At 71.5% G+C, this 22,177-nt stretch carries 32 protein-coding genes and 1 pseudogene; 30 read left to right on the forward strand and 3 right to left on the reverse strand.

Annotated features, from left to right (window positions below):
• Positions 1-393: 393 nt before the first annotated feature.
• The 27 genes from ACFWVC_RS26865 to ACFWVC_RS26995 all read left to right on the forward strand — a co-directional run bounded on the left by ACFWVC_RS26865 (position 394) and on the right by ACFWVC_RS26995 (position 16,905).
• On the forward strand, positions 394-693 hold the full coding sequence (locus ACFWVC_RS26865) for a hypothetical protein (protein WP_384291465.1): 300 nt from the start codon (positions 394-396) through the stop codon (positions 691-693).
• A gap of 89 nt (positions 694-782) precedes the next feature.
• Positions 783-1,289 carry a hypothetical protein gene (locus ACFWVC_RS26870; RefSeq protein WP_384291469.1) on the forward strand — a complete coding sequence of 169 codons (507 nt, stop codon included), beginning with the start codon at positions 783-785 and terminating at the stop codon, positions 1,287-1,289.
• A 78-nt stretch (positions 1,290-1,367) separates the two neighbouring features.
• On the forward strand, positions 1,368-2,051 hold the full coding sequence (locus ACFWVC_RS26875; protein ID WP_384291473.1) for a hypothetical protein: 684 nt from the start codon (positions 1,368-1,370) through the stop codon (positions 2,049-2,051).
• Between the two features lie 65 nt (positions 2,052-2,116).
• Positions 2,117-2,299 carry a hypothetical protein gene (locus ACFWVC_RS26880; RefSeq protein WP_384291477.1) on the forward strand — a complete coding sequence of 61 codons (183 nt, stop codon included), beginning with the start codon at positions 2,117-2,119 and terminating at the stop codon, positions 2,297-2,299.
• A gap of 55 nt (positions 2,300-2,354) precedes the next feature.
• Complete coding sequence (locus ACFWVC_RS26885) at positions 2,355-5,153, forward strand: DNA cytosine methyltransferase (RefSeq protein ID WP_384291479.1); 2,799 nt, start codon at positions 2,355-2,357, stop codon at positions 5,151-5,153.
• A 78-nt stretch (positions 5,154-5,231) separates the two neighbouring features.
• A complete protein-coding gene (locus ACFWVC_RS26890; RefSeq protein WP_384291484.1) occupies positions 5,232-5,687 on the forward strand; it encodes a hypothetical protein in 456 nt (151 codons plus the stop codon).
• The gene (locus ACFWVC_RS26895) at positions 5,684-6,118 is read left to right on the forward strand and encodes a hypothetical protein (protein WP_384291488.1); all 435 of its coding nucleotides are present in this window, start codon (positions 5,684-5,686) and stop codon (positions 6,116-6,118) included. The genes ACFWVC_RS26890 and ACFWVC_RS26895 overlap by 4 nt, the downstream gene beginning before the upstream one ends.
• A 65-nt stretch (positions 6,119-6,183) precedes the next feature.
• The gene (locus ACFWVC_RS26900) at positions 6,184-6,666 is read left to right on the forward strand and encodes a hypothetical protein (protein WP_384291492.1); all 483 of its coding nucleotides are present in this window, start codon (positions 6,184-6,186) and stop codon (positions 6,664-6,666) included.
• Complete coding sequence (locus ACFWVC_RS26905; RefSeq protein WP_384291497.1) at positions 6,663-6,848, forward strand: hypothetical protein; 186 nt, start codon at positions 6,663-6,665, stop codon at positions 6,846-6,848. The genes ACFWVC_RS26900 and ACFWVC_RS26905 overlap by 4 nt, the downstream gene beginning before the upstream one ends.
• Positions 6,849-6,870: 22 nt before the next feature.
• The gene (locus ACFWVC_RS26910; protein WP_384291502.1) at positions 6,871-7,266 is read left to right on the forward strand and encodes a hypothetical protein; all 396 of its coding nucleotides are present in this window, start codon (positions 6,871-6,873) and stop codon (positions 7,264-7,266) included.
• Between the two features lie 92 nt (positions 7,267-7,358).
• Positions 7,359-7,817, forward strand: a complete 459-nt coding sequence (locus ACFWVC_RS26915) for a hypothetical protein (protein WP_384291506.1) — start codon at positions 7,359-7,361, stop codon at positions 7,815-7,817.
• Positions 7,818-7,904: 87 nt separating this feature from the next.
• The gene (locus ACFWVC_RS26920) at positions 7,905-8,540 is read left to right on the forward strand and encodes a hypothetical protein (protein ID WP_384291511.1); all 636 of its coding nucleotides are present in this window, start codon (positions 7,905-7,907) and stop codon (positions 8,538-8,540) included.
• Between the two features lie 107 nt (positions 8,541-8,647).
• Positions 8,648-8,839: a hypothetical protein gene (locus ACFWVC_RS26925; protein WP_384291515.1), complete on the forward strand. Its 192-nt coding sequence runs from the start codon at positions 8,648-8,650 to the stop codon at positions 8,837-8,839.
• A 60-nt stretch (positions 8,840-8,899) separates the two neighbouring features.
• Positions 8,900-9,034 (forward strand): hypothetical protein, encoded by a 135-nt coding sequence (locus tag ACFWVC_RS26930; protein WP_384291520.1) that lies wholly within the window; start codon positions 8,900-8,902, stop codon positions 9,032-9,034.
• Positions 9,035-9,135: 101 nt separating this feature from the next.
• Positions 9,136-9,510, forward strand: a complete 375-nt coding sequence (locus tag ACFWVC_RS26935; RefSeq protein WP_384291525.1) for a hypothetical protein — start codon at positions 9,136-9,138, stop codon at positions 9,508-9,510.
• A 60-nt stretch (positions 9,511-9,570) separates the two neighbouring features.
• Positions 9,571-9,852: a hypothetical protein gene (locus ACFWVC_RS26940; protein WP_384291530.1), complete on the forward strand. Its 282-nt coding sequence runs from the start codon at positions 9,571-9,573 to the stop codon at positions 9,850-9,852.
• A gap of 83 nt (positions 9,853-9,935) precedes the next feature.
• Positions 9,936-10,325, forward strand: coding sequence for a hypothetical protein (locus tag ACFWVC_RS26945; protein WP_384291535.1), 390 nt, complete (start codon positions 9,936-9,938; stop codon positions 10,323-10,325).
• Between the two features lie 73 nt (positions 10,326-10,398).
• On the forward strand, positions 10,399-11,487 hold the full coding sequence (locus ACFWVC_RS26950) for a PP2C family protein-serine/threonine phosphatase (RefSeq protein WP_384291541.1): 1,089 nt from the start codon (positions 10,399-10,401) through the stop codon (positions 11,485-11,487).
• A gap of 124 nt (positions 11,488-11,611) precedes the next feature.
• Entirely contained in the window at positions 11,612-11,929 is a 318-nt protein-coding gene (locus tag ACFWVC_RS26955) for a hypothetical protein (protein WP_384291545.1), read from the forward strand.
• A gap of 85 nt (positions 11,930-12,014) precedes the next feature.
• Positions 12,015-12,593: a hypothetical protein gene (locus tag ACFWVC_RS26960; protein WP_384291549.1), complete on the forward strand. Its 579-nt coding sequence runs from the start codon at positions 12,015-12,017 to the stop codon at positions 12,591-12,593.
• A gap of 69 nt (positions 12,594-12,662) precedes the next feature.
• On the forward strand, positions 12,663-13,559 hold the full coding sequence (locus tag ACFWVC_RS26965) for a hypothetical protein (RefSeq protein WP_384291553.1): 897 nt from the start codon (positions 12,663-12,665) through the stop codon (positions 13,557-13,559).
• The gene (locus ACFWVC_RS26970; RefSeq protein ID WP_384291557.1) at positions 13,556-13,798 is read left to right on the forward strand and encodes a hypothetical protein; all 243 of its coding nucleotides are present in this window, start codon (positions 13,556-13,558) and stop codon (positions 13,796-13,798) included. Before ACFWVC_RS26965 ends, ACFWVC_RS26970 begins: the two co-directional genes overlap by 4 nt.
• 88 nt (positions 13,799-13,886) lie before the next feature.
• Positions 13,887-15,050, forward strand: coding sequence for an N-6 DNA methylase (locus ACFWVC_RS26975; protein WP_384291561.1), 1,164 nt, complete (start codon positions 13,887-13,889; stop codon positions 15,048-15,050).
• A 113-nt stretch (positions 15,051-15,163) separates the two neighbouring features.
• Complete coding sequence (locus ACFWVC_RS26980) at positions 15,164-15,505, forward strand: hypothetical protein (RefSeq protein ID WP_384291565.1); 342 nt, start codon at positions 15,164-15,166, stop codon at positions 15,503-15,505.
• A 70-nt stretch (positions 15,506-15,575) separates the two neighbouring features.
• Positions 15,576-15,782 carry a DUF4314 domain-containing protein gene (locus ACFWVC_RS26985; RefSeq protein WP_384291570.1) on the forward strand — a complete coding sequence of 69 codons (207 nt, stop codon included), beginning with the start codon at positions 15,576-15,578 and terminating at the stop codon, positions 15,780-15,782.
• A gap of 91 nt (positions 15,783-15,873) precedes the next feature.
• Complete coding sequence (locus tag ACFWVC_RS26990; RefSeq protein ID WP_384291577.1) at positions 15,874-16,155, forward strand: hypothetical protein; 282 nt, start codon at positions 15,874-15,876, stop codon at positions 16,153-16,155.
• An 84-nt stretch (positions 16,156-16,239) separates the two neighbouring features.
• Positions 16,240-16,905, forward strand: a complete 666-nt coding sequence (locus tag ACFWVC_RS26995) for a hypothetical protein (protein WP_384291581.1) — start codon at positions 16,240-16,242, stop codon at positions 16,903-16,905.
• Positions 16,906-17,103: 198 nt separating this feature from the next.
• Here ACFWVC_RS26995 and ACFWVC_RS27000 read toward each other — a convergent pair.
• The 3 genes and pseudogenes from ACFWVC_RS27000 to ACFWVC_RS27010 all read right to left on the reverse strand — a co-directional run.
• A pseudogene (locus ACFWVC_RS27000) lies at positions 17,104-18,081 on the reverse strand (IS481 family transposase); the annotation flags it as partial.
• Positions 18,082-18,358: 277 nt separating this feature from the next.
• Complete coding sequence (locus ACFWVC_RS27005; RefSeq protein ID WP_384291584.1) at positions 18,359-19,627, reverse strand: RNA polymerase sigma factor; 1,269 nt, start codon at positions 19,625-19,627, stop codon at positions 18,359-18,361.
• Positions 19,624-19,980, reverse strand: coding sequence for a YciI family protein (locus ACFWVC_RS27010; RefSeq protein ID WP_384291586.1), 357 nt, complete (start codon positions 19,978-19,980; stop codon positions 19,624-19,626). Before ACFWVC_RS27010 ends, ACFWVC_RS27005 begins: the two co-directional genes overlap by 4 nt.
• A 390-nt stretch (positions 19,981-20,370) precedes the next feature.
• Between ACFWVC_RS27010 and ACFWVC_RS27015 the strand changes: the two genes are divergently transcribed.
• From ACFWVC_RS27015 to ACFWVC_RS27025, 3 genes are all read left to right on the forward strand, one after another.
• Positions 20,371-20,565, forward strand: a complete 195-nt coding sequence (locus tag ACFWVC_RS27015; protein WP_384291590.1) for a hypothetical protein — start codon at positions 20,371-20,373, stop codon at positions 20,563-20,565.
• A gap of 243 nt (positions 20,566-20,808) precedes the next feature.
• Complete coding sequence (locus ACFWVC_RS27020) at positions 20,809-21,255, forward strand: hypothetical protein (protein WP_384291594.1); 447 nt, start codon at positions 20,809-20,811, stop codon at positions 21,253-21,255.
• A gap of 217 nt (positions 21,256-21,472) precedes the next feature.
• Positions 21,473-22,015 (forward strand): hypothetical protein, encoded by a 543-nt coding sequence (locus tag ACFWVC_RS27025; protein ID WP_384291597.1) that lies wholly within the window; start codon positions 21,473-21,475, stop codon positions 22,013-22,015.
• Positions 22,016-22,177 lie beyond the last annotated feature (162 nt).

Consider the following 22,177-nt stretch of genomic DNA (forward strand, 5'->3'; position numbering starts at 1 on the left):
CCCCCGCGGCTGGCGCCGCAGGGGGGCCTCGCGGGTGCCCCAAGCACCGCACGCCGGCCGCGAGTTGTCGCGGCTGCGGGACCAACCCGCGCGCCGGACGTGCGGCCCGCGACCGTGAGCAGGCGGAGACGGAGCGGCAGGCGCAGCAGTCGCGGCTGCGCGATTACCAGCAGGACCTGGAGGAAGCGCGCCAGCGGGCCGAGGAGCGTCCGCAGGACGTCGAGGCGGCCCGGCTGCTGGCCCGTCAGCTGGCAAGGGCGGGGCGAGAAGGGCCAGGTGACGGGGCCTTGCCCGCAAAATAAATCTGGCCTTTCCGACCCTTTGCGCTAGAATAAGGGCAGCGGGTGAGGGGGAAGGGCCCCCACCGACGCACTACGCCTCTTGGAGAACCGCATGAACCAGCAGCCCACCGCAGCCCCTGCCGTCCACCACTTCGGCGACACCCGCGAGGCGTACGACGCCACCCAGTGCCGCGAGGACATCCGCGACGGTGACGTCCTGGTCGTCGAGTCGGCGAAGGTCGTCGGGTTCCTCGACGCCGCCTGGCCGGTCTCCATCACCGAGGAGCACGGCGAGTTCCACGCCATGGCGACCGGCGCCCCGCGGTACGCCGACGGCCGCTACGCGGCCAGCATCGAGCGCGCCCGGCAGGTCGCCGTCGCGCTCGACATCCCGTTCGATCGGACCGCCTGACCCACCCGCCGGGCGGTGGCCCACCGCCGCCCGGCAAGGTATGCCACAACAGTCAAACGTTCGACTCCCCCGGCCTCCTGGAGGACCGCATGGGCTACCTGCCCCACTTGCGCCACGACCGCGAACACCCCGACCGTCTGGTCCTGGACGCCGCTCAGCAGGCGACCGGTGTCCTGGTCGGCCTCGCCCGCGCCTGGCGCGAGGACCCCGCCGGCATCGACACCCTGCTCGGCGAGATCGCCGACCTCGAGGACCGCTCCCGCGCCGCCGTACGGGGAGGGGCCGGTCTCGCCGACTCCGTTCACGCGGTCGACCAGGTCGCCGAACAGCTCCTCGCCGAGGCCGGCGGCGCCCAGTTCCAGCTGAGCATAAAGCGCGACCGCCACGCGGCCCACCAGGCACGCCGGATCGCCGAGGAGGCCCGCCGCATGGCCGACGCCCTCGACCTCCACGCCAACACCATCACGCGCGAAGTCGAGGACGCCGAGGACCGGCGCACCGCCCGCCGCGAAGCCGAACTGGCTCAGGCGCGGGCCCTACTCGCCCCGCTCGGCCGGGACATCACTGCGGCAGAGCAGTTCGCCCCGTCCCTGTAACACCCCTGGCCGGGGGGTGGGTTATCCCGCCCCCTGGCTTGCACATGTGCCACAACTCTGTACGGTACGACTCGCCTCTTGGAGATCACGTTGAAACTCGCACCCCCTCCCGACCACGGCCTCACCGGCCGCCCCGAATGGCAGGCGCTGTGGCGGCAGTACGAGACGGTCACCCTGCCGCTGCGGGCGGCCGGACTCGTCTGCGACATCGAAACCGCCGGGAACCAGAACGTCCTGTACGTCAACCTCCCCGACGGCTCGCACCTGAGCATCGCCGACGAGCACGAGCTGCCCGGTCAGCTGGCCGACGTCAACGGCTGGCGCGTCGTGCGCGGTCACGAGGACAACCCGAACCACAGCGGCCTGCTCTACGACTCGACCGCCGATGGCGAACACAGTCGGCACGGCGCCGACGTCGTCACGATGCTCGCCGCCATCAGCCTCAGCCTCAAGGCCCTGCCCGACGCGGACACCCAGAACGCCGCGGTGGCGCTCGGCGATCTGCTGCTCGCCACCTCGCAGCGGTTCGCCGTCAGCTTCGTCGGCGTCGACGGGCAGCACATCGGACGCGGCCGGGTCATCACCGGCCCCTTCGACAGCCTCGGGGCGGCCGTCAAGGAGTACGGCTGGCAGACCCACCTCCTGGAGGACGACGGCTGGCAGCGGGTCCACGAACAGGGCGGCACCGAGTGGCCCCTGACGGTCTGGGTGCGCCGAGGCGTGCTGCAGACGGTCTTCGTCAGCCGCCAGCCCCTCCTGTGACCCCCAGCCGCCAGAGCCCGGCCCTGCACGACGCGGGGCTGGGCGTCCGCCCTCCTGGAGAGCCCGTGACCGACGCCCAGGCCCCGGCACCGGCCGCCGCCTGCTTCTGCGTCATCGCGCACCCCGTCACCTCCGAAGAGCGCGAGGAGGTCGGCAAGGCCCTCGCCTACGCCCGCCAGATCGGCGACCTCGCGGCGCTGCCGCTGCTCATTGCGCAGCTGACCGGCTCCTGCCCTGCCCGCGCCTGACCCCGTTCCGCCCCGCGCCGCCACGGCGCGGGGCGGTGACTTCTTGGAGAACACCGTGTTGACCACTCTTCCCCGCGACGTCGAGCTGACGTTCAACGACCTGCTCGCCGGCATGGGCGGGTCTTCCTCCGGCCTGGTCGAGGCCGGCTGGAGGGGCAAGCTCGCCATGAACCACTGGCAGACAGCGATGGACAGCCACGCCGCGAACCACCCCACCATCGAGCACCTGACCGCGGATGTCACCGGCTACCCGATGCGGTTCCTGCCCCGTGCTCTGCTGCTGTGGGCCTCCGTCATCTGCTTCAGAGCCGGGACGCAGATCCTCACCGACCAGGGCCTCAAGCCCATCGAGGACGTGAAGGTCGGCGACCGGGTCCTCACCCACACCGGCCAGTGGAAGCCCGTCACCAAGACGATGGTGAACACCGGCCCCACCATCACCGTCAAGGGCCACGGCCACCCCGGCCTGGAAACCACCGCCGAGCACCCCTTCTACGCCCGCCGCAGCGCCCGCGTGTGGAACAACGAGATCCGCGACTACCGGCGCCAGTACGAGGAGCCGCAGTGGGTGCCCGCCGCCGAACTGGCCGGGCAGCACTGGGCCACGCCCCGCACGTTCGGTGAGCCGCTGCCCATACCGGCTGTGCCCGGACGGGGCGCGGAGTTCACCGAACGGTTTTGGTGGATGGTCGGCCGCTGGCTCGGCGACGGGTTCCTGACCCGCATCGACCGCGAACCGGACCGTCTGCCCAAGCAGCCCCGGCTGCGGTCGCAGCCCGCAGGATCGCCCTGCGTCATCTGTGGCGAACCGGCACGCCCCCACGGCAACTCCACCACCGGACGGGTCTCACCGTACTGCTCCCACACCTGCAAGCGCGCTGGAGCAAGGCCCCGCAAGTCCGGCAGTGAGCACAAGGTGTTCATCTGCTGCGGCCGCCACGAGGCCGAAGAACTCGGTGCCGCCTTGGACGCCATCGCCCCGCCGGCCGGGCCGAGAGCGACCGGCGGAGAGCTGCGCTGGACCCGCTCCAAGTCGCCGACGGCGGCCGTGTTCATCACCGCCCACCAGGGTCTCGCACAGTGGCTGGAGGACCACTTCGGCCGCCACGCCGGCGGCAGGCGGCTGCCCGCGTGGGCTTTGATCATGCCCGAGCAGTGGCGGCGTGCCCTGCTCGACGGCTACGTGTCCGCCGACGGCAACCTCCACCGCGGCACCACCACCACGGTCCGCTGCAGCACTGTGTCCAAGCAGCTCGCCATCGGGATCCGGCTGCTCGCGGTATCCCTCGGACACGTCGCCACCTTGTACCTCAGCGACAAGCGCACCAGCGGCGTCATCGAGGGCCGCCAGGTCACCATGCGGCCCTCGTGGACGGTCACGTGGACCAAGGACCCGTCCCCGGCCCACGCCCAACACACCACCGACGAGATGCACCTGTGGACAGCTGTGAAGCAGGTCAGCCCCGCGCAGGAGTCCGCGACGGTCTACAACCTGTCGGTGGCCGACGACGAGTCGTACATCGCTGACGGCATCGTCGTCCACAACTGCACCGAGGTGTCCCCGGCCGGCGGCCGCGTTCACCCGACCGATCAGGTCGACCTGTTCGAGGTCCTGGACCAGCTCGGTGACGACGACGACGCCGAGTCGTTCAAGGCCCTGACACCGGAGGCGTTCGAGCGGACCCGGGCCACCGCCTGGTGCGTGGTGCGGGCCTGCGAGGCCAAGCGGTTCCCGTACGTCGTCATCGAGAACGTCGTCGAGTTCGCCCAGTGCTGGGTCCTGTTCAAGACCTGGGTCAGGGCCATGACGGAGCTCGGCTACGAGGCCCCGCAGATCCTGTGCGCCACCTCCGCGCACGTCGGTGACGACGACAACCTGCGCGCCCCGCAGTGGAGGGACCGCGTCTACGTCGTCTTCCGGCTCAAGGGCATGCCCAAGCCGGACCTGGAGCCCCGTCCGGCGGCGTTCTGCTTCGAGTGCGGCAAGGACGTCCGCGCGAAGAAGGCGTGGTTCGACCCGCGGGTCCGCGTCGGCAAGTACCGCCGGGACTACAACTACCGCTGCCCGAATGTCCGCTGCCGTCACGCCGAGGTCGAGCCGTACGTGCGGCCGGCCGCCTCGGTCATCAACTGGGACGACCTCGGGCAGCGCATCGGCGACCGCAAGAAGCCGCTCGCGCCGACCACCATGGACCGCATCCGCGCGGGCCTGGCCAAGTTCCCCCACACGCCCAGCTCGATCACCCTCAATCACGGCAAGGACGGCACGGACCGGGCCTTCGCGGTGGCCGACCGGCCGTTCACCACCCGCACCATCAAGCAGGGCGAGGCGCTGCTCGTGCCGACGGGCGGCAGCTGGAACACCGCCTGCAGCGACGTCGCCGAGCCGATGCGCACTCGCCTGACCCGGGAGAGCGAGGCCCTGGTCACGGTCGACCCCGAGCCGTTCGTGATCACCTACCGGCAGAACGCGAACCCGGCGCCGGCCACCGAGCCGGTCACCGCCGTCACCGCGCAGGGCAACCATCACGGCCTGGTCGTCCCCGGCGGGCCGGTCCCGCCGGAGCTGCGCAACGCCCTGGTCATCCCGTACCGCAAGGCCGCCGTGAAGACGGCCGCCGAACCGGTGCACACGCTGTCCACCCGCGACTCGGCCGCGCTACTGAACACCGCGTCTGCCGTGGAGGACTGCTACTTCCGGATGCTCAAGCCCCGCGAGCAGCTCGGCGCCCAGCGGTTCCCCCACCGGACCATCGTCGTCGGCAACCAGGCCGAGCAGACCATGCAGGCCGGAAACGCGGTGTCGGTGAACGTCGCCCGGCACATCGGCGAGCGCATCAAGGCCGCCCTGTAGGCCGCCGGCGGGCCAGGACCTCAACCGGCCTGGCCCGCCCCCCTGCCACCACCCCGCCCCGTCCTCTTGGAGAGCACTGTGACCACCACCGATCACCGCGTGGAAGCCGCCCGGCTGCTACGCGAAGCCGAAGCCACGTACCGCGACTCCACCACCCGGCCCCAGCAGATCGCCTTCGGTGAAGAGCCCGTCGACCGGGCCCTGCGCGTCGCCGGACTGCTGACCGCCATGTCCCACGCACACGCCGCCCTCGCCGTCCCGGCTCTCGGCGACCAGATGTGGCTGGCGTCGTACTCCGGGATCCCGCTCGGCTACTACACCGGCCGCGACGCCGCGCAGAAGCACTGCGAGGACGAGGCCCGCACCGTCCAGAACCGCGAAGGCCCCCTGCAGTGGGCGCGCGACGAGGACGAGGACGAGCCCGACGCCCGCTGGGAGCTCACCGCGGTGTTCTCCTTCGCGACCGAGCGCACCGGCTACATCGTCGCCGCCATCACCCCCGCCGCCGCCTACGACCCGCAGGAGGAGCTGTGACCAACTCGTGGGCCCTTCGCGCACCCTGCCACGGCATCGGCGCCTTCGCCCCCAACGAGGACGCCTGGAGCACCCAGGCCGACCTTCTGCGCATGTGCCAGGGCCTGCTCGGTACCTGCGGGCCGTGCCCGTTCCGCGCCGAGTGCATCGCCACCATCAAGCCCGTCCAGGCCATGTTCGACGGCATCGCCGGCGGCCGCCTGTGGTGCAACGGCGTCGTCATCGCCGCCCTCGAAGACGTCAGCGACGCGGAGCTGGCCGAGCCGAAGCTGCGCGCCTCCTGCGGCACCGAGGCCGGAGCCAGAGACCACAACCGCCACGGCGAACGCGCCTGCGCCGCCTGCCGCCAGGTGGCCCGCCAGGTCACCGCGCGCCGCAAGGAGGAGAAGGCCCGGCAGCCCGGACAGCTCGCACTCGACATCGCCGTCTGACCCCTTCCCACCGCCCCGCCCCCAACCGGGGGCGGGGCCCGGCCCGAACGCCTCTGGAGACGACCATGCCCCGCACCACCGCCCGCCCCTTGCGCCAGGTCCTGCAGCCGATGATCGCCGGCGCGGTCCTTGCCACCTCCCACCCCGCCCTGACCGCCGACAGCATCGAGGTCGACCGCATCGAAGACGGCGTGGGCCTGCGCGTGTTCCTGTACCACTCGGCCCCCGGCCAGTTCGAGCAGTGGGCCAGCGCCATCGGCGCCCCCGACCTGGGCGCGCCCCGACAGACCAGCCGCGCCAACGAGATGAGCCGCCAAGCAACCGGCCGCATCGGCACCACCCCCGTGGAGGTCACCTGCGTGACCCTCCCCAGCGAATGGGTCTGGCGCGCCGGGGACAGCCCAGACGTCCACGCCCGCGACCGCACCAACCACGCCGTCGCCCGCTGCGGCCGCACCATCACCGGCGCCGCCGACCCCGCCCACTGGGACCTGCTCGGCCACCGCTGCACGGACTGCTTCCACGCCGACATCGGGGGCCCGATGTGATCCGCACCAAGAACCGCGCCTGCACCGGCAAACGCCGCCACGACAGCCGCGAGGACGCCGAGGACCACCGTCAGCGGCTCATTGCCCGCGGCTCCATACGCCTGACCACCTACCCGTGCCGCAACCGCGACTGCGGCGGCTGGCACGTCGGCCACCTCCCCAAGCCCCGCACCACCCGCTGACCCGACCCCTTTTGGAGACCTCGTGGACCACATCACCACCCTCGGTGTCCGCCTCGGAGAACGCGCCGCCGGATCGTGGCAGGAAGAGGCCGCCGTGTGGCTGCTCGCCTCGCACGGCCACTGGCTGCCCGAGCTGGCGCGCGCCCAGATGGTCATCGCCGACGGCGACAGCCAGTTCCGCATCGCCTGGCGCCAGGTCGCCTCCGCGTGCCTGACCGCCGGCGACGGCCAGCTGGTCGGCACCCTGTCGGAGTGGCAGGTCCTGCGCCTGGCCTGCGTCCTGACCGGACGCCACGTCCTGGGCCTGTCCGACCTCGCCTCGCTCGACGAGAACAACAGACGCCTGGCCCTGCACGCCGTGGCGTGGGCAGCCGGCGGCCGCGCATGGGCCGACACCCTCGACCTCCTCGGCGACTGAACCCTCCCCCAAGCCGGGCCGCGCACCGCGGTGACCACCACCCCCGCGGGCGCGGCCCACTCCCACACCCCACTTCAAGGAGCAGAGCCCCCATGGAAACCACCCGCCGCGCCCAGCTCGTCATGGACGTCCTGCGCCACGCCGCCGCCGCCGACCACGACGAGGCGATGCGGCTGATGGGCGAGATCGCGCAGGCCAGCGACGGCAACCAGATGTACGGCGTGTGCTGCGGCCTCGCCGAAGCCGGGCGGCAGGCCCTGGTCCGCATGTACGGGCACCCGTCCCGCGAGGGGCTGTGGGCGCTGACCGCACCCGACCCGGCCGACGGCCTCCGCCACCCCGCGCACACCTTCGCCCTGCGCTTCATCACCGCCTTCATCAACGGCGACTTGCCGACCTGCCAGGCCCTCTACATGACGGCCGCCCGCGCCAGCGCCGAGGACTACGCGCACTCCGTCACCGCGATCGTCGGCTACGTCGCCCGCCTCGCCCAGATCGCGCTGGAGGAACCGGCCGCCGACGTCGAGACGGCCGCCGCCCACCCGCACTGACCCCCGCCCCCTGATCCGGGCCGCGCCCGCGGTGCCCACCACCCCCGCGGGCGCGGCCCACACCACCGACCCAAGGCGCACGTCCCCGTGCAGACAGCCCTGTTCGAGTCCGAACCACCGCCCCTGCCCGGACGCGCGATACCGAAGGGAGGACGGTCCCCGCTGGTGATCGGCGTGGACCCGGCGCTGACGTGCACGGGCATCGCCGGCGACGGATGGGCTGATGCCCTGCGGCCCAAGAAGCTGCGCGGCCACGAGCGGATCCGGTGGCTACGAGAGGAAGTCCGCGACCGGACCCGCCGGGCCGACCTGGTCGTCATCGAGGGCGCGGCGTACGGGCAGGGCGCGCAGGCCGGGCACCACGAGCTGGCCGGCCTGTGGTGGATCCTCACGCAGGACCTGTACGACCAGGGCATCCCGTACGCGGTGGTGAACCCCCACTCGCGGACCATCTACGCCACCGGCAGTGCGAACCCGGCCAAGGACTACCCGAAGGAGAAGCGGAGGCGCATCACCAAGGGCATGGTCCGTGACGCGGTCGCCCAGCGGTACGGCATCGAGTGCGGGGGCCCGGGCGTGTACGACCAGGCCGACGCGTACATCCTTGCCGCTATGGGCCTGCACTGGGCGGGCTGGCCGCTCGCGCCGGTGCCGGATGCCCACAGCCGGGCGCTGGAAGCGGTGCCCTGGCCCGAGCAGCCGGCGGAACCCGCAGCCGCCTGACCTGCGGCAACGTGGAAATTTTGCTTGACCCCCAACGGGAATGAAGTAGAATAAGGGCAGTGGGGCCGACAGTGGAGCGGCCCCCACCACGGCAGGAGGGGGCGACGATGATCCACACATACAAGGCCGGGGACAGGGTGGAACATGCCCAGGTCGGGGACAGCGGGACGATCCGCGAGGTGAAGACCAGCTGGAAGCGTCAGGCCAGCGGAAACACCACTCCCACCCACAAGTTCACCGTCGACTGGGACAACGGACCGCAGGGCCAGCTGTGCGGCGTCCGAACCTTCGCGAAGTAGGAACCCGCCATGGCCGCCACCTGCAGGCGGGCGGCCACCACCAAGGAAGGAAGTGCAGAGATGAGCACCGAGACCACGAAGACCTGCCGCGGCTGGGGCGAGGCGTGCGGGAACCCGCTCCCGCAGGCCGGTGACCTTTGCCCCGACTGCCACGCCGCACGCCTGGACGCGGAGTCGCCCCGCATCCCCAACTGACACCGGACCCGGCACCCGAGATGTGCCACAACACTTAATCGCCTCAAATGTGGGAGAGGGGAGCGGCCCCCCTCCCCACCAACGGCCTCTTGGAGGAAGCCATGTTCACCATCAGCCAGACCGACCGCCTCGCCGGGCCGTACGCGCTCGGCGTCACCGGCGAGACCAGCGACCGCCTCGCCGACGTCGTGGACGGCCCGCACCTGCCGGCTCTGCTCGCCGAGCGGTACGAGTTCGGCACCGAGTCCGCCGCGACGGCCGCGACCGCGATCAACGCGGCCCTTCACGACAGCTGGCGGGCCACCGCCTACGGCGAGGACTACGCGGGGTGGATCGGCCGCATGCCCGACTCGCTCCTCAAGTGCGTCGTGGACACAGCCGCCCGCGCCGAGGACGACGAGTTCGGCGCTGTGCACGAGCTGCGCATGGCGCGCCTGATCCTCTCCGAACTCGCTGTCGTCATCCGCCACCGCTGACCCGCACCGGGGGCCGCCACCGCGGCGGCCCCCGGTCTCCTCACCCGCCGGGAGATACCCGTGAACCCCCTGCTCGCCCTGTTCGCCGCCAACCTCGGCGAAGACGACGCCAACCGCACCGCCACCATCGGCGACAGCCTCTACGTCTGCTTCGGCAACGACCCGGCCGTCCTGAAGATCACCTGCGTGCCGCAGGGGTCCGGCGAGGTCAAGGTCACCTTCCAGACCACTCACCCCGAGCACGGCCCGATCGACTCGGTGAGCTTCACCCAGACCAGATCCCAGGACTTCTCGGCCGCCCTGGAGCGGCTGGAGGCCTACCAGAGCATCTGGTTCTTCTGACCCCGCTACGCCGGCCGCCCACCCGCCCAGGGGGGCGGCCGTCCTGCTCTACCCACTGCACCTTCAACCACTGGGAGAAAGCGATGAGCACTATCCGCGCCATTCGCCTCGACGTCGACGGCCGCATCACCGACCTCGAAGTGACCGCAGCCGACGTCCGGTTGGCCCTGCGCCCGGTCGTCGACGGCTTCGTCGAGATCGCCCACTACGGCCGCGCCGACGGCAGCTGCCGGCTGTCGGTGGCCGTGAACGAGGAGGGCTTCGCCCTGGGAAAGCAGCCCAACGTCTTCGCGACGTCGCTGGTCGCCGCCGTCCGCCTGCAGCAGCTGCGGCGGCCCCTGGTCGGGGACGTCGTCCTCCTCGGCGGCCTGAACCACGCGCTGCAGCACACCGACGTGCCCGACCCGGTCCGCGAGGTGCTGCCGAAGATCGTCGAAGCCCTCAAGGCCCGCTACGCCGCCGCCACTTCCTGACGTATCCGCCCGTACGGCGGCCGGGCCCACCACGGGCCCGGCCGTCCGCGTCATGCACCCGAGAGGACACCCCGTGGATCCCAACACTCCTGCCCTGTACGTCCAGCCGAACGGCCACACCGAGTTCTTCTACCTGGACGGCGCACCCGGGCGGCAGGAGTCCGACATCGCCGACGAACTCGACGGCCAGGTCACCGCCTGGCGGCTCGGCCGCCACCTGACCGTGCACACCGCCGACCACACCTACCGGCGCACCCGCAACGAGGTGGTGCGGGCGGCCTGGCGCGAACTCGCCGGCGGGCCCGTCCCGGACCTGCGCGGCCCCGCCATCGTCACCGGCCCGGAGCGCCACGACGGCCTGCTGCAGCCGCTCTCGGCCGAGGGCGTCGGGCGCGTCCAACGTCACGCCCACCAGGTGCGCTCGTCGACCACCCGCTACCCGCAGATGTCCGCCGCCCAGGACATCGGCGCCCGCGACCTGCAGTGCGATGCGCACGCGGTGCACCACGACCGCGACAGCGGCCGGTGGGCGTTCGTCGTCCTGGACGGCATCGGCGACGAGGACGAGGTACGCGAGCACGTACGGACGTGGGCGCCCGCCCTGGCCCGCGAAGCCGCCGCCTCGGGCGACCCGGTAGGGGCGATCGCCCAAGTCCGCGAAGGGATCGCCGGACGGCTGCGGCGGCGTTGGCACTACATGGACCCGGGCGCGGTCGCAGTCGTCGCCGTCCACCACCGCTTCGACCCGGTGCTGCTCCTGGCCTGGTCCGGTGACGCCCGCGCCTACCGGCTCTCCCACACGGCCGGTCTGCACCCGCTAACGAAGGACCACAACTTCGCTCAGGAACTGCGGGACGCCGGCCGCGAGCCCAAGAAGTGGGACCACAACTCGGTGACGGCGAACCTCGAAGCGGGCGACATCGGCCACGCCGAAGTCGACGTCGACGTGGTCGCGCAGCTCCTGCTGTGCTCGGACGGGGTGTACCACCCGCTGGAGACCCACGAGCCGGGCTTGCTGGAGGCCGTCGCCGAGCTCGCGCTGGACGCGAAGGACAGCGCGGCCTCGCTGGTGGCCGAGGCCCTGGCCGCGGGCCGCATGCACGGCGAGAAGTGCGACAACGCGACCGCGCTCGTGGTGGCGTTCCCGCGCCCGCTGACCTGATCACACCCCACCTGACCTGGGAAATTGCCCGGCCAAATCTGGCCTCTCACCCAAAGTACGGTAGAATAAGGGTGCGAGGCCGGGGGGAGGGTCCCCCCACCAAACCGACCCCTTGGAGAGCAACGTGACCGGCACCTCGACCCTCATGCCCCTTCCCCCCTACCCCGGCCTGGACGTCACCGACATCGTCGCCCGCCACGACGTCACCGGCGCCGACGTCCGCAACGCCACGGCGCTGGTCAACCAGGCCCTCGACGCCGCCTTCGAGCCCGACCCGGAGTTCGTCCGGATCGACTGCGTGCGCGGCCTGACCCGCGAGCAGTTCACACAGCTGGCCTGCAGCTGCTTCTACGGCTCGCTGTTCGAGATCGCGCTGATCGCCAAGAGCCTGTGGCTCGTGACCAACGACATGCACGTCTACGTCGGCCAGATCAGCCGCTGACACCCCGCCCGGGCGGCGGGTGACCCCCCGCCGCCCCACACCAGGTGTGCCACAACCTTCAATCGATTGCCTCTTGGAGAAGAGCATGACCACCCTCGATCCACCCCGCCGCCGCTGGGTCGTCGCCTTCAACGACGACGCCTACGCGATGCGCATCGTCGCCGCCGAGCCCGCCCCCCAGGACCAGGGCGCCCGCGACGACCTGCGCATCGAGCTGTGGGCCGTCTGCCTGTCCTCGTACGAGGTGGACGCCGCCACCGGCCAGGAGGCCCGGCGCGCCGCCCGTCAGCTGCACGACGTCGACCGCATCCGCAGCGTCCGCGCCCGCCAGCAGGACTGCCGCTCCCAGGGCCGGCCCGCCCCGCGCGGCCGCCGGCTGTTCGGGATCGCCGGGCAGTCCCTCGCTCACGCCGCGCAGGACCTGGAGCTGACCCGCCGGGCCGTCCGGCGCGCCGACGCCATGGCCACGGCCGCACTGCGGGCCGGGTTCCAGCACCGGACCTGGCGCCAGCGCCAGCTGACGTTCGAGCAGTACGCCGACGAGATCCCGGCCACCGCCGCGGCGGTCCTCTACCAGTACGCCGCGCTGGTCGTCGCCGGCCGGACCGAGGAAGCCGTGGCGCTCCTCGTCAACACCCTCGCCGCCGCCAGCTCCGACCTGTAACCCCACCCGACCACCGGGCCGGGCCCCGCAACCGCGGGCGCCCGGCCCCTTCCATGCCCGGAGGAATCCATGACCACCCGTTCCCTCATCGCCCGCCCCACCGCAGACGGCGGCTTCGCCGGACGTTACGTCCACTGCGACGGCGAACCCACCGCCCGGATCTTCGCCCTCGCCGACGTCGTCCTCAACGTCCACGGCGGCGACGTCGAGGCCGCGGCCCGAGCCCTGCTCGACGAGCACCCCAACGGCTGGGTCAGCCTGCCCGGCAGCGACGACGCCGGCGAGTGCTTCTGCCACAGCAGCCAGGAGAGCCAGCGCATCGACATGGGCCTGCTCACCCAGAAGGACACCGCGGGCGGGAACCTGGAGTACGCCTACGTGCTCCACGCCGACCGCATCGACGTCTACGTCCCCGACGACGACGGCACCAACTGGACCCGGCAGCGCCGCGTGTTCTGGCCCGAGGCGCCCGACGCCAGCCCGGCGCAGCAGACCGCCGCCGACCCCAGGATCCAGACGCGGGTCTGCATCGACGACTTCCTCGGCCCGTTCGACGCGAAGGTGGACCCCACCAATCGGTGGAACGGCTTCCTGTCCCCCTTCTTCACCCTCGACACCGCCCGGCAGCTCGCCGCCCGCACGCAGCAGCTCGCCGACGAGAGCGGCCACGACAGCGTCGACACCATCCACGTCATCGACGGCGGCACCCGCGCGGGCGAGCCCCGCGCGGTCGTCGTCCACGTCAGCTGGCAGTGGCACGAAGAGAACACCGGCGTCTCGATCATCGAGCCCAACTCCGAGGGCTTGTACGGCATCGGCGGCTGGTCATGGTGCTGGGACTTCGCCTCCTGGGTGTGCACCTGCGGCACCCACACGGACTGGCACGAGCTGCAGTGCGAGGACTGCGGCCTGCCCCGCCCGGAGGCCGCAGCCGCCCCCGTCGCCGAGGCGGAAGCGACCGGATGACGACCATCGCGCCCCGACAGGCCGACACCCCCGTCGACCAGCCGGCCGAGGCCGAGATCCCGCCGGTGGTCCTGCTGACGCTGCGGACCTACCGCATCGGCGTCGACGGCAAGGTCACCGACGAGCAGCCGCGGCGCGAGATCACCAGCGCGCAGGACCTCCCCCCGATCGGGTCGGCCTGGGACTGGCCGCCGTGCCAGTGCCCGACCCACGCACCGGGCCTCCACCAGCCCGTGTAACACCGCCCATCCAGCGCCCCGCCGCCCCGGCCGACCACGGCCCGGGTGGCGGGGCGCCGCCATGCCCACACCCTTCAAGGAGCAACAGATGGACCAGCTCGACCTGTTCGCCGCGCAGACCCCGGCGACCCCCGCGCTGGCGCCTCACCCGGCACCTGCACCCCGCCCGGTCGTTGCGGCCGACGACGAGCCGGACAGCCTGTTCACCGAGGACATCCCGGCGACCTTCACCGCCCGCCCCGCCCCCGCACCCCGCGCGGCCGCACCCCGCCGGGTCGCGGCGGCCGCCGCCGACCCTGACGGCCTGTTCGCCGACCCTCGCCCCGAGCTGCCGTCCGTGCAGACGCCCATCCCCGCGCGGCGCGGCGTCACACCGCTGCTGATCGGCAACCCCCGCGAGGCAGGGCAGCGGCTTGGCGAGGCCGTCGCCGACACCTGGCACGGCTCCAACTGGGGCGGCTACCGCATCGACATCCCCGTCAGCATCGTCGCCGGCCTGGCCCTGTTCCCCATCAAGGGACACACCGAGGACGTCACCCGCATCATCAGCACCTGCTCGGACTGGGAGCTGCTGCAGGGCTACCGCGAGATCTACACGGCGACCTGGGCCAGCCGCCCCGACCTGGGAGCCCGCATGGCCCCGCTGATGGCCTGGCTCACCGAGGACGGCGTGGAGGAGAAGGCCCACGCGGTGCGCCGGGTGACCGACACGGCACTCAGGTACGGCGTGCTGCAGATGACCGGCAGCCCCGACCCGTACCTGCGATCCGACACCGATGTGATGTCGTGGACGATCACGTCGCTGCGCTCGCACGGCGCCCGGCAGGGCATGGGCGAGTACCACACCCCGCCCGAGCTGTGCGAGGTGATGGCCGCGATGACCTGCCCGGAAGTGCCGCGCAAGGGCGAGCGGTACCACGAGCCCGCTGGCGGCACGGGCGGCATGTTCCGCGCGCTGGCCCAGCACCTGCGCCACATGAGCTGCGACCCCGCCGACTACCAGTGGTGGCTGAACGAGCTCGACCCGCTCGCGGCCGCCGGCGCGGCCGTCAACGCGATCGTGTGGGGGCTGGGCCCCAACGTCGTCATAGCCTGCGGCGACACCCTCGCCGACGGCGGCCTGGCGGACCGCGCCGCGCGGGAGCGGGTGCACCTGTTCGCGGAGCGCGACGAGATTCTCGGCCGGCTCGCGGTCGCCGAGGCCTTCGAGGAAGCGATCAGGCTCACTGACCGCCTCATGGCAGGCGCATAGGGCTCTGACCTGCGGAGACGTCGAAATTTTCCTTGCCTCCCGCACGAAGTGCGCTAGAATAAGGGTGACGGGCAAGGGGGAAGCGCCCCCTACCACCGACGCGAGGAGAGCGAATGAGCGTGCAACAGACGCACTCGATTCACCACGACGACTGGGAGCTGAGGTTGCGCGCCGAGGGCGACGCGGCGATCGCCGAACTCTGGACCTTCGGCGCCAATCTGAGCGAGACGACACTGAACACCGTCGGCGCCGTCACTGTCACCTCCGAGTTCGCGCCGCACGTCAGGGGTGATCAGCGCACGAAGTGCTCCGAGAACTGCCGGTGCGGCTGGGAGCTGAAGTCGCGCAAGGAGGTTGACACGGCGATCGCCGAGGTCTGGGCCTTCGGCGCCAAGCTCAGCGAGACGGCGCTGGACACGACGGGTACCGGCGAAGTCACCGTTCGAGTGGCCTGATCCCACCGCGGGCGGCGGATGACGCCGCCACCCCCATCCGAATGTGCCACACCAATCCACCGTCACCATCGTGCGAGGAAGGCAGTCCATGTACCAGCCCGGCCAGCGCGTCGCCCTCGTCAACACCACCGACTCCCACACCGAGCTCCGCCCCGGCGCCGCCGGCACTGTCCGCTCCTTCAACCACGCACTCCAGCAGCTCAACGTCGCCTGGGACAGCGGCTCCCGGCTCTCGCTGCTCCTCGACGACGGCGACGAGGTCCGCCGCATCGCCTGACCCCGCACCACATCCCCCGGCGCCCCGCCCCCCGGCCGACCACGGCCCGGGCGACGGGGCGCCGTCACACCCACACCCCAAGGAGCAACCGATGGCCCAGCTCGACCTGTTCACCGCCGCGACGCAAGGCGCCCGCACCTGGGCCCTTCGAACCCGGACCCTCGCCAATCGCTCACCGTGCGACGACCAGGAAGCCGCCCTCCGGGTCGCCGCCGTGCACTTCGACTCCGCCGCCGAATACCTCGTCCACGGCGACACGGACAACGCACGCACCGCCCTGCGCACCGCGCACAACTACGGGGCCAGCGAAGAGGGATCCGCCCCCAAAGTCGCCGCGGCCGCCAGCTCCCTCCTCGCCGGCCTCACGGCCTGACCCCACCAGCCCCCCGCCCGCCACCAGCGGGCGGGGCCGCACCACGTCAACCACCCAGCACCACCAGACCCCTTGGAGAACACCATGCAGCTCGCACCCTCAGCCCTCCACGCCGCCGGCGAAGCCGTCGCCCACCTCCTAGGCCCCTGGGAACTCGCCGACCCCGGCTACGACGGAACCGTCCACCTCCACGGACCCCTGGAGCGCCACATCGGCATGCGCCTCATCCAGGGCGGCAACACCGTCCAGCTGTGGGTCACCGGCGGCACCCAGCCCGCCGACCACCAGCCGGGCAGCGACCTCGTCCCCCTGCCGAAGGGACAGGCGTACAACACCGCCGTCCACCTCAACTCCCTCACCGAGGAGCAGGACCCCGCGGTCCTCATCTACACCGCCCTCTCCGAGAACCTGCTGCCCGTCTTCGACGCCAAGCCCAGCCGCGTCGGCCACCGGCCCTGGGAGACCAGCATCGAGGCCGACGTCGAGGCGACCGTCCAGGCCGCAGCCGCCGCCGGCGTCGACGTCGGCGATCAGCCCGAGCCGCAGCCGCAGCAGGAGCCGGAGCCCGCAGCCGAGCCGGCGGCCACGCCCGAGCCCGCACCGCAGGACCCCGCCGACGAGCTCGCCGCCAAGCGGACCCGCAAGCGCACCACCACCAACCCCGCCCCCGCGGCCGCTGCCGCTGCCGACAAGCCCAAGCCCGCGCGCCCGGCCCGCAAGCGCACCAGCACCAAGCCCGCCACCTCCTGACCCGCAACAACCGCCCGGGCCGCCCACCCCACCAGGTGGGTGGCCCGACCCGTACCCCGAGGAGAACACGATGCCCAGACTAGGTGTGGTGTCTCATGACGTTGGTTCCTCGAAGTCCTCGATGGTGAGCTGCCGCGGGAGGACGCCGAGCGGTTCCGGTGGCTGGTCGAAGCTGACGCGGCAGTCGCTGCCGGAGGTTCGGGTGATCGGCGGCTTCCCGCCGAGGGCGGTGTGCGGCCGCTCGTGGTTGTAGTAGTTGAGGAAGTCCGCGAGTGCGACGCGGCGTTCGTGCTCCGAGCTGTAGTCGCGCACGTAGGCCCACTCCCGTGCCAGGGTGCCGTTGAAGCGTTCGACCTTCCCGTTCGTCCGCGGAGTGTAGGGGCGGGTGCGCTTGTGCTTCGTCTTGGTCGTAGCGAGCGCTCCCGCCCAGGCTCTGGACCGGTAGCACGCCCCGTTGTCGGTCAGGATCCGACGAATCGGGGAGATGTCGTGGGCGGCGAAGAACGCGACGGCACGGTGCCAGAAGGCGGCTGCTGTGACAGCTCGCTCGTCCTCGAGTGCCTCGGTGTAGGCGAGCCGGGAGTGGTCGTCGAGAGCGGTATGGAGGTAGGTGTAGCCGACCTTCCCGGTATCGGGACCGATGCGCTTGGAGGCCCGTGCGGCCTCGGTGCCCACTCCGTGTATCCGCCAGCCTCCGCCGGCTGGGATGCGTCCGAGCTTCTTGATGTCGACGTGAAGCAGGTCGCCGGGGCGCTCGTGCTCGTACCGGATGACCTCGCGCAGTTGCTCCCCGGTCGGGGGGTCGAGGTCGCGCAGTCGGTTGAGTCCTCGTCGGACGAGGATGCGGTGCACGGTGGCCGGCGCCACGGTGATGCCGTGCAGCCGCTCCAGGTCGGAGGCGAGTCGGGCGGGCCCGTGCTTGGTCTGTCTCCGCAACGCCTCCACCAGGTCCTCGACGTGCTGCACGGTGCGGGCACGACTCGTGAATGGGCGCGAGGAATGGTCGAGGAGGCCGGCCTCTCCGTGGGCCCGCCAGCGTGCGTACCACTTCGCCAGACAGCGCCGGGAGATGCTCGCTTCGGCGGCCACGTGGGCGATAGGCCGACCCGCGTCGATGCGTAGGCAGAGGCGTAGTCGCCCCTCCGGGGTCAGCGGTGCGTTGCGGTGCCCGGCCATCGGCCCCCGCCACCTGGTCGTGCCATGTGTCCCCCGATGCGGTGATCCAGAATGCTATGGAACTTCCCTGGTGAAGCGCGGCCCTGGCAGCGCCGAGATCCGCGCAGGTCAGCCAGGCGCTCCGATCTGAGTCTCGGATGGCGACCGGGCGCTGGAGTCTTGGTCGCCGTGGCCGTCGCGGTTGCCCAGAGCTCGGAGGAGGACGAAGTCGAGGCGGCCGATCTGCCGGAGCCGGATCCCGAGACTGCCTCAGGACTGTCGGCTGAGAGTTCGGCACCTACGCCCGAAGCGGACGGGCGAGGCGTTCGGTCAGGAACTCGCGCTCGGCGTCGTTGTAGGTCAGCTCCAGTGCCTGGCGGTAGGCAATCGAGGCTTCCTGCCAGCGGCCCAGCCGATGCAGCAGGTCCGCCTTGATCGCCGGCAGGTACTGGTATCTCGCGAGCCGGCCGTCCTTCTCCAACTCCGCAACCTGTTCCAGCGCCTGCACTGGCCCGGCGACCATCGAGACCGCCACCGTGCGGTTCAACGCCACCACCGGTGAGGGCCACACCGACAGCAGCTCGTCGTACAGGGTCACGATCTGTGGCCAGTCCGTCAGGTCGTAGGACGGCGCCTCGGCGTAGAGCGAGGCGATCGCTGCCTGCAGGACGTAGCGGCCCGGTCGCCCGCAGCGCAGCCCGTCCACGATCAAATCATGCGCCTCGGCCATCGCCGAGCGGTCCCAGAGCGATCGGTCCTGGTCCTCCAGTCGTAGCAGGCGACCGTCGTCGTCGACCCGGGTGGCACGCCGGGCGTCGGTGACCAGCAGTAGAGCGAGCAGCCCCCGCACCTCCCGCTCGTCGGGCATCAGCTCCCGCAGCATCCGGGCCAGCCGTAGCGACCGGTCCACCAGGTCCCTACGCACCAGCGATGCGCCGGACGGCGCGGTGTGCCCGGCGGTGAACAGCAGATGGATCACGCCGAGCACCGCGCGCAGCCGATCCGGCAGCTCGGCCGCCCCCGGCAGCCGGAAGGGGATCCGCGCAGCCGAGATCTTCTTCTTCGCCCGCGTCATCCGGGCGGCCATCGTCGGCTCCGGGACCAGGAACGCCCGAGCGATGTCGGCGGTCGTCACCCCGCACACCAGCCGCAGCGTGAGTGCCAGTTGCGCCTCCTGCGCCAGCGCCGGATGGCAGCACATGAAGATCAGTCGCAGGCGCTCGTCGGGTACCTCGTCCTGCGGCTCGGCGGCGGCCGGTTCGTCGATGGCCACCTCGTCCTCCGTCTCCTCGGGTACTACCAGCAGCGGGAGCTTCGAACGGAACGTCCGCTCGCGCCGTACCGCGTCCATCGCGCGGCGCTTGGCCGCGGTGGTGAGCCAGGCCGCCGGGTTGTCCGGGATCCCGTCGCTGGCCCAGCTCGCCAGGGCCGCGGCATACGCCTCCTGCACGCACTCCTCGGCCAGGTCCAGGTCACATGCGACGCGCGCCGTCGCGGCGAGCACCAGGGCCCAGCCGCGACGGTGCGCGTCCGCGACCGCCGTTTCGACGTCTGCCGGGGGCGTCACGCCCCAGCGGGCCGATCCGCGATGAAGCCGCCTTCGAGGGGCCGCACCTCGACGCCACCGCCCTGCTGCGTGGCGGGATTGGCCCGAGCGATCTCCAGAGCGGCATCCAGGTCGGGCGCCTCGATGACGGCGAAGCCGGCGATGACCTCCTTGGCATCGACGAACGGGCCGTCCGTCACCACGTCGCCGCGGATCGAGGTCGCCGTGTCGGCGGCGGGCTGCAACGCGAACGCCGCCATCAGGGCGCCGGACTTCACCATGTCCTCGAAGTGGCGGTCATGGGCCTGCCGCGCCCCGGGAACGGCCTCCTCGACGTGGGCCTTCGCGTAGATGAGGATCGCGTACTGAGCCATGGCGGCCGTCCTTCCAGGTGGCTGTTGTTGCCCGACACCCTTACGTCGAACGGCCAACCCCGATTCGACAGCCCTCCTCGAGATTTCTTCGGCCGATACCCCGCAAGCCGACCACCACCCAAGCAGACGCGGCGGACCAGTGAGGAATCGGCCCCGCCGGTCCGTCGCCGATCTCGTCGACCGGGCCGGCGAAGAGGCTAACTCCTTCCTGACCACGTCCCCCTTGTCGAGCGAGGGGCGTGCACTCCGGCCGCCGATGACAACGGGTGGACTTCCATACGAAGGGTGTCGCCACTCGCGGAACCAACCTCATGAGACGGCACAACTAGGCGACCTGAGCACGTCGATGTCCTGGCCGACGTCCTCGCCGTCCTCGGCGCCGAGACCCGCGTGCGCACCCAGGAGGTCCTGCAGCGCCTCGCGCAGCGCAACCCCGGCCAGTACAAGGGCTGGACGCTCGGCGACCTCACCAGCGTGCTGGAGGAGGCCGACGCCGCCCCGTACAAGTCCGAGGGCCTCATGGTGGTCGCCCTCAAGCGCGTCGAAGACGCCATCGCAGCCCGCGACGAGGCCGAAGGAGAGTGAGGGAGGCGCCAGGGAGGCGGGGAGTTCTCCCCGAATACCTCCCTCGCCGCCCGCAGCCCTGTTGATCAGCGCAAATGATGTTGTCAGGGAGGCGGGGAGGCAGGGGTACCCGCCATCTGAGTACCCCTGTGGAACGGGTTTGCGGGCGCCCCACACAGCCTCCCTCCCTGCCGCACCCGTAACGGGCTGTCCCGACGACACCCCACCCCTCGCACACAGGTGGCTCACAGCGATGATGACCCCATGCAGCACAGACCCATCGGCGCGTTTCTTGCCGCCATCGCCTCGGTCACCCTCATCGCCGCATGCGGGACGAGCGACAAAGACCAGGCGCTCAGCCTCGCCGCCAAGGCGTGCGACGTCTCAACCCTCCCCGAACTCCACCTCGACCACCTGAAGGGACGCGAGGAGGCCAGGGGCAAGATCCTTCCCCGCCTTCAGGAGGACGCAGACAAGGCCGCTCAAGCGGCACGCCTGGACTCGGGTTGGCAGAAGCTCGCCACGGCCACGGACCGGCTCGCGGAGGCTGTATCCGTAACTCTGGAGCTGGAGACCCTCAAGGCAGAGGGTGGCGAGACACAAGAAGAACTCGCCAAGCAGGACCGGCTCACCGACCGCGCACAGGCCCTGGGCAGTGAGAAAGCCGCTGACGCTGTTCACGCCGAGTGCCGCAAGACCAGCGGCTCCTGAACCTGCACGCAGCGCCGCCGCCTCGCCGACACCCAAGCCGCAGCCCTCGCCGCCGACGTCAAGCCCGGCACCATCCGCGTCTGGATCCACCGCGGCAAGCTCCAGAAACACGGCCGCGACCACGCCGGCCGCACGCTCGTCGACCTCGACGAACTCCAGCAGCTCAGGAGTGCTTGACGCTCATCGTTCACAGGTGTAACACTCGCGGGAGATCACCATGCCCAAAAAGCAGGTGATTAGACCGCTTACGAAGGCCCCGTGCTCACCGAGCCGGGGCCTTCGGCATGTCACAGGTCCGCCACGGAAGCAGCGCCTGCACCCCCCGCACCAGACGGACCGACAGGATCCCGGCATACGCACACACATCGCCACAACCACACTCCTCCTCGCCGCTACCGCCGCAACCCTCACGGGCTGCAGCACAGCCGAGGGGACCAAGGCCACCGCCCCATCCGAGCCCACGCTGTCCCAGGCCGACCGCGACAAGGCCCTCGCTGACGCTGGCATCCCGCCCGTAGCGGCCGGAGCCAGGCGGGCCGCCCTCCTCGCAGCCCTGCAGGCCGTCAACCCCGGCATCGTCAAGGACCCGGACAAGGCCATCGACGCCGCACGCAACCAGTACAGCGCCATCAACAGCGGCAGCGACCGCGCCGACTGGGCCGCCGGCCAGCGCTTCACCTACCAGGGCAACGAGGTCCCCGAGGCGCAAGGCAAGGCCATCAACGAGGCGCTGAAGGCCCTCAAGTTCTGCAACGCCTGACCGCACCGACCCTGGCCCGGCCGACGCCACGAGCGAGGCCGGGCCGCATCATGCCCGGAGGACAGCATGGCCATTACGCCTGAGCAGGCCGCAGCCCTTGAGGCTGAGCAGACGAACACTGCCGTGGGCCACCGATCACAAGGTCACTTTGCTGGCGCAGGT

Origin of the sequence: Streptomyces sp. NPDC058691 (assembly GCF_042714775.1) — a bacterium.
GTDB lineage: Bacteria > Actinomycetota > Actinomycetes > Streptomycetales > Streptomycetaceae > Actinacidiphila.

Coding starts and splice junctions, on each gene's coding strand:
- ACFWVC_RS26865 (WP_384291465.1), top strand. CDS start 394: ATGAACCAGCAGCCCACCGCAGCCCCTGCCGTCCACCACTTCGGCGAC.
- ACFWVC_RS26870 (WP_384291469.1), top strand. CDS start 783: ATGGGCTACCTGCCCCACTTGCGCCACGACCGCGAACACCCCGACCGT.
- ACFWVC_RS26900 (WP_384291492.1), top strand. CDS start 6,184: ATGCCCCGCACCACCGCCCGCCCCTTGCGCCAGGTCCTGCAGCCGATG.
- ACFWVC_RS26915 (WP_384291506.1), top strand. CDS start 7,359: ATGGAAACCACCCGCCGCGCCCAGCTCGTCATGGACGTCCTGCGCCAC.
- ACFWVC_RS26925 (WP_384291515.1), top strand. CDS start 8,648: ATGATCCACACATACAAGGCCGGGGACAGGGTGGAACATGCCCAGGTC.
- ACFWVC_RS26930 (WP_384291520.1), top strand. CDS start 8,900: ATGAGCACCGAGACCACGAAGACCTGCCGCGGCTGGGGCGAGGCGTGC.
- ACFWVC_RS26935 (WP_384291525.1), top strand. CDS start 9,136: ATGTTCACCATCAGCCAGACCGACCGCCTCGCCGGGCCGTACGCGCTC.
- ACFWVC_RS26945 (WP_384291535.1), top strand. CDS start 9,936: ATGAGCACTATCCGCGCCATTCGCCTCGACGTCGACGGCCGCATCACC.
- ACFWVC_RS26960 (WP_384291549.1), top strand. CDS start 12,015: ATGACCACCCTCGATCCACCCCGCCGCCGCTGGGTCGTCGCCTTCAAC.
- ACFWVC_RS26965 (WP_384291553.1), top strand. CDS start 12,663: ATGACCACCCGTTCCCTCATCGCCCGCCCCACCGCAGACGGCGGCTTC.
- ACFWVC_RS26970 (WP_384291557.1), top strand. CDS start 13,556: ATGACGACCATCGCGCCCCGACAGGCCGACACCCCCGTCGACCAGCCG.
- ACFWVC_RS26975 (WP_384291561.1), top strand. CDS start 13,887: ATGGACCAGCTCGACCTGTTCGCCGCGCAGACCCCGGCGACCCCCGCG.
- ACFWVC_RS26980 (WP_384291565.1), top strand. CDS start 15,164: ATGAGCGTGCAACAGACGCACTCGATTCACCACGACGACTGGGAGCTG.
- ACFWVC_RS26990 (WP_384291577.1), top strand. CDS start 15,874: ATGGCCCAGCTCGACCTGTTCACCGCCGCGACGCAAGGCGCCCGCACC.
- ACFWVC_RS26995 (WP_384291581.1), top strand. CDS start 16,240: ATGCAGCTCGCACCCTCAGCCCTCCACGCCGCCGGCGAAGCCGTCGCC.
- ACFWVC_RS27010 (WP_384291586.1), bottom strand. CDS start 19,980: ATGGCTCAGTACGCGATCCTCATCTACGCGAAGGCCCACGTCGAGGAG.
- ACFWVC_RS27020 (WP_384291594.1), top strand. CDS start 20,809: ATGCAGCACAGACCCATCGGCGCGTTTCTTGCCGCCATCGCCTCGGTC.
- ACFWVC_RS27025 (WP_384291597.1), top strand. CDS start 21,473: ATGCCCAAAAAGCAGGTGATTAGACCGCTTACGAAGGCCCCGTGCTCA.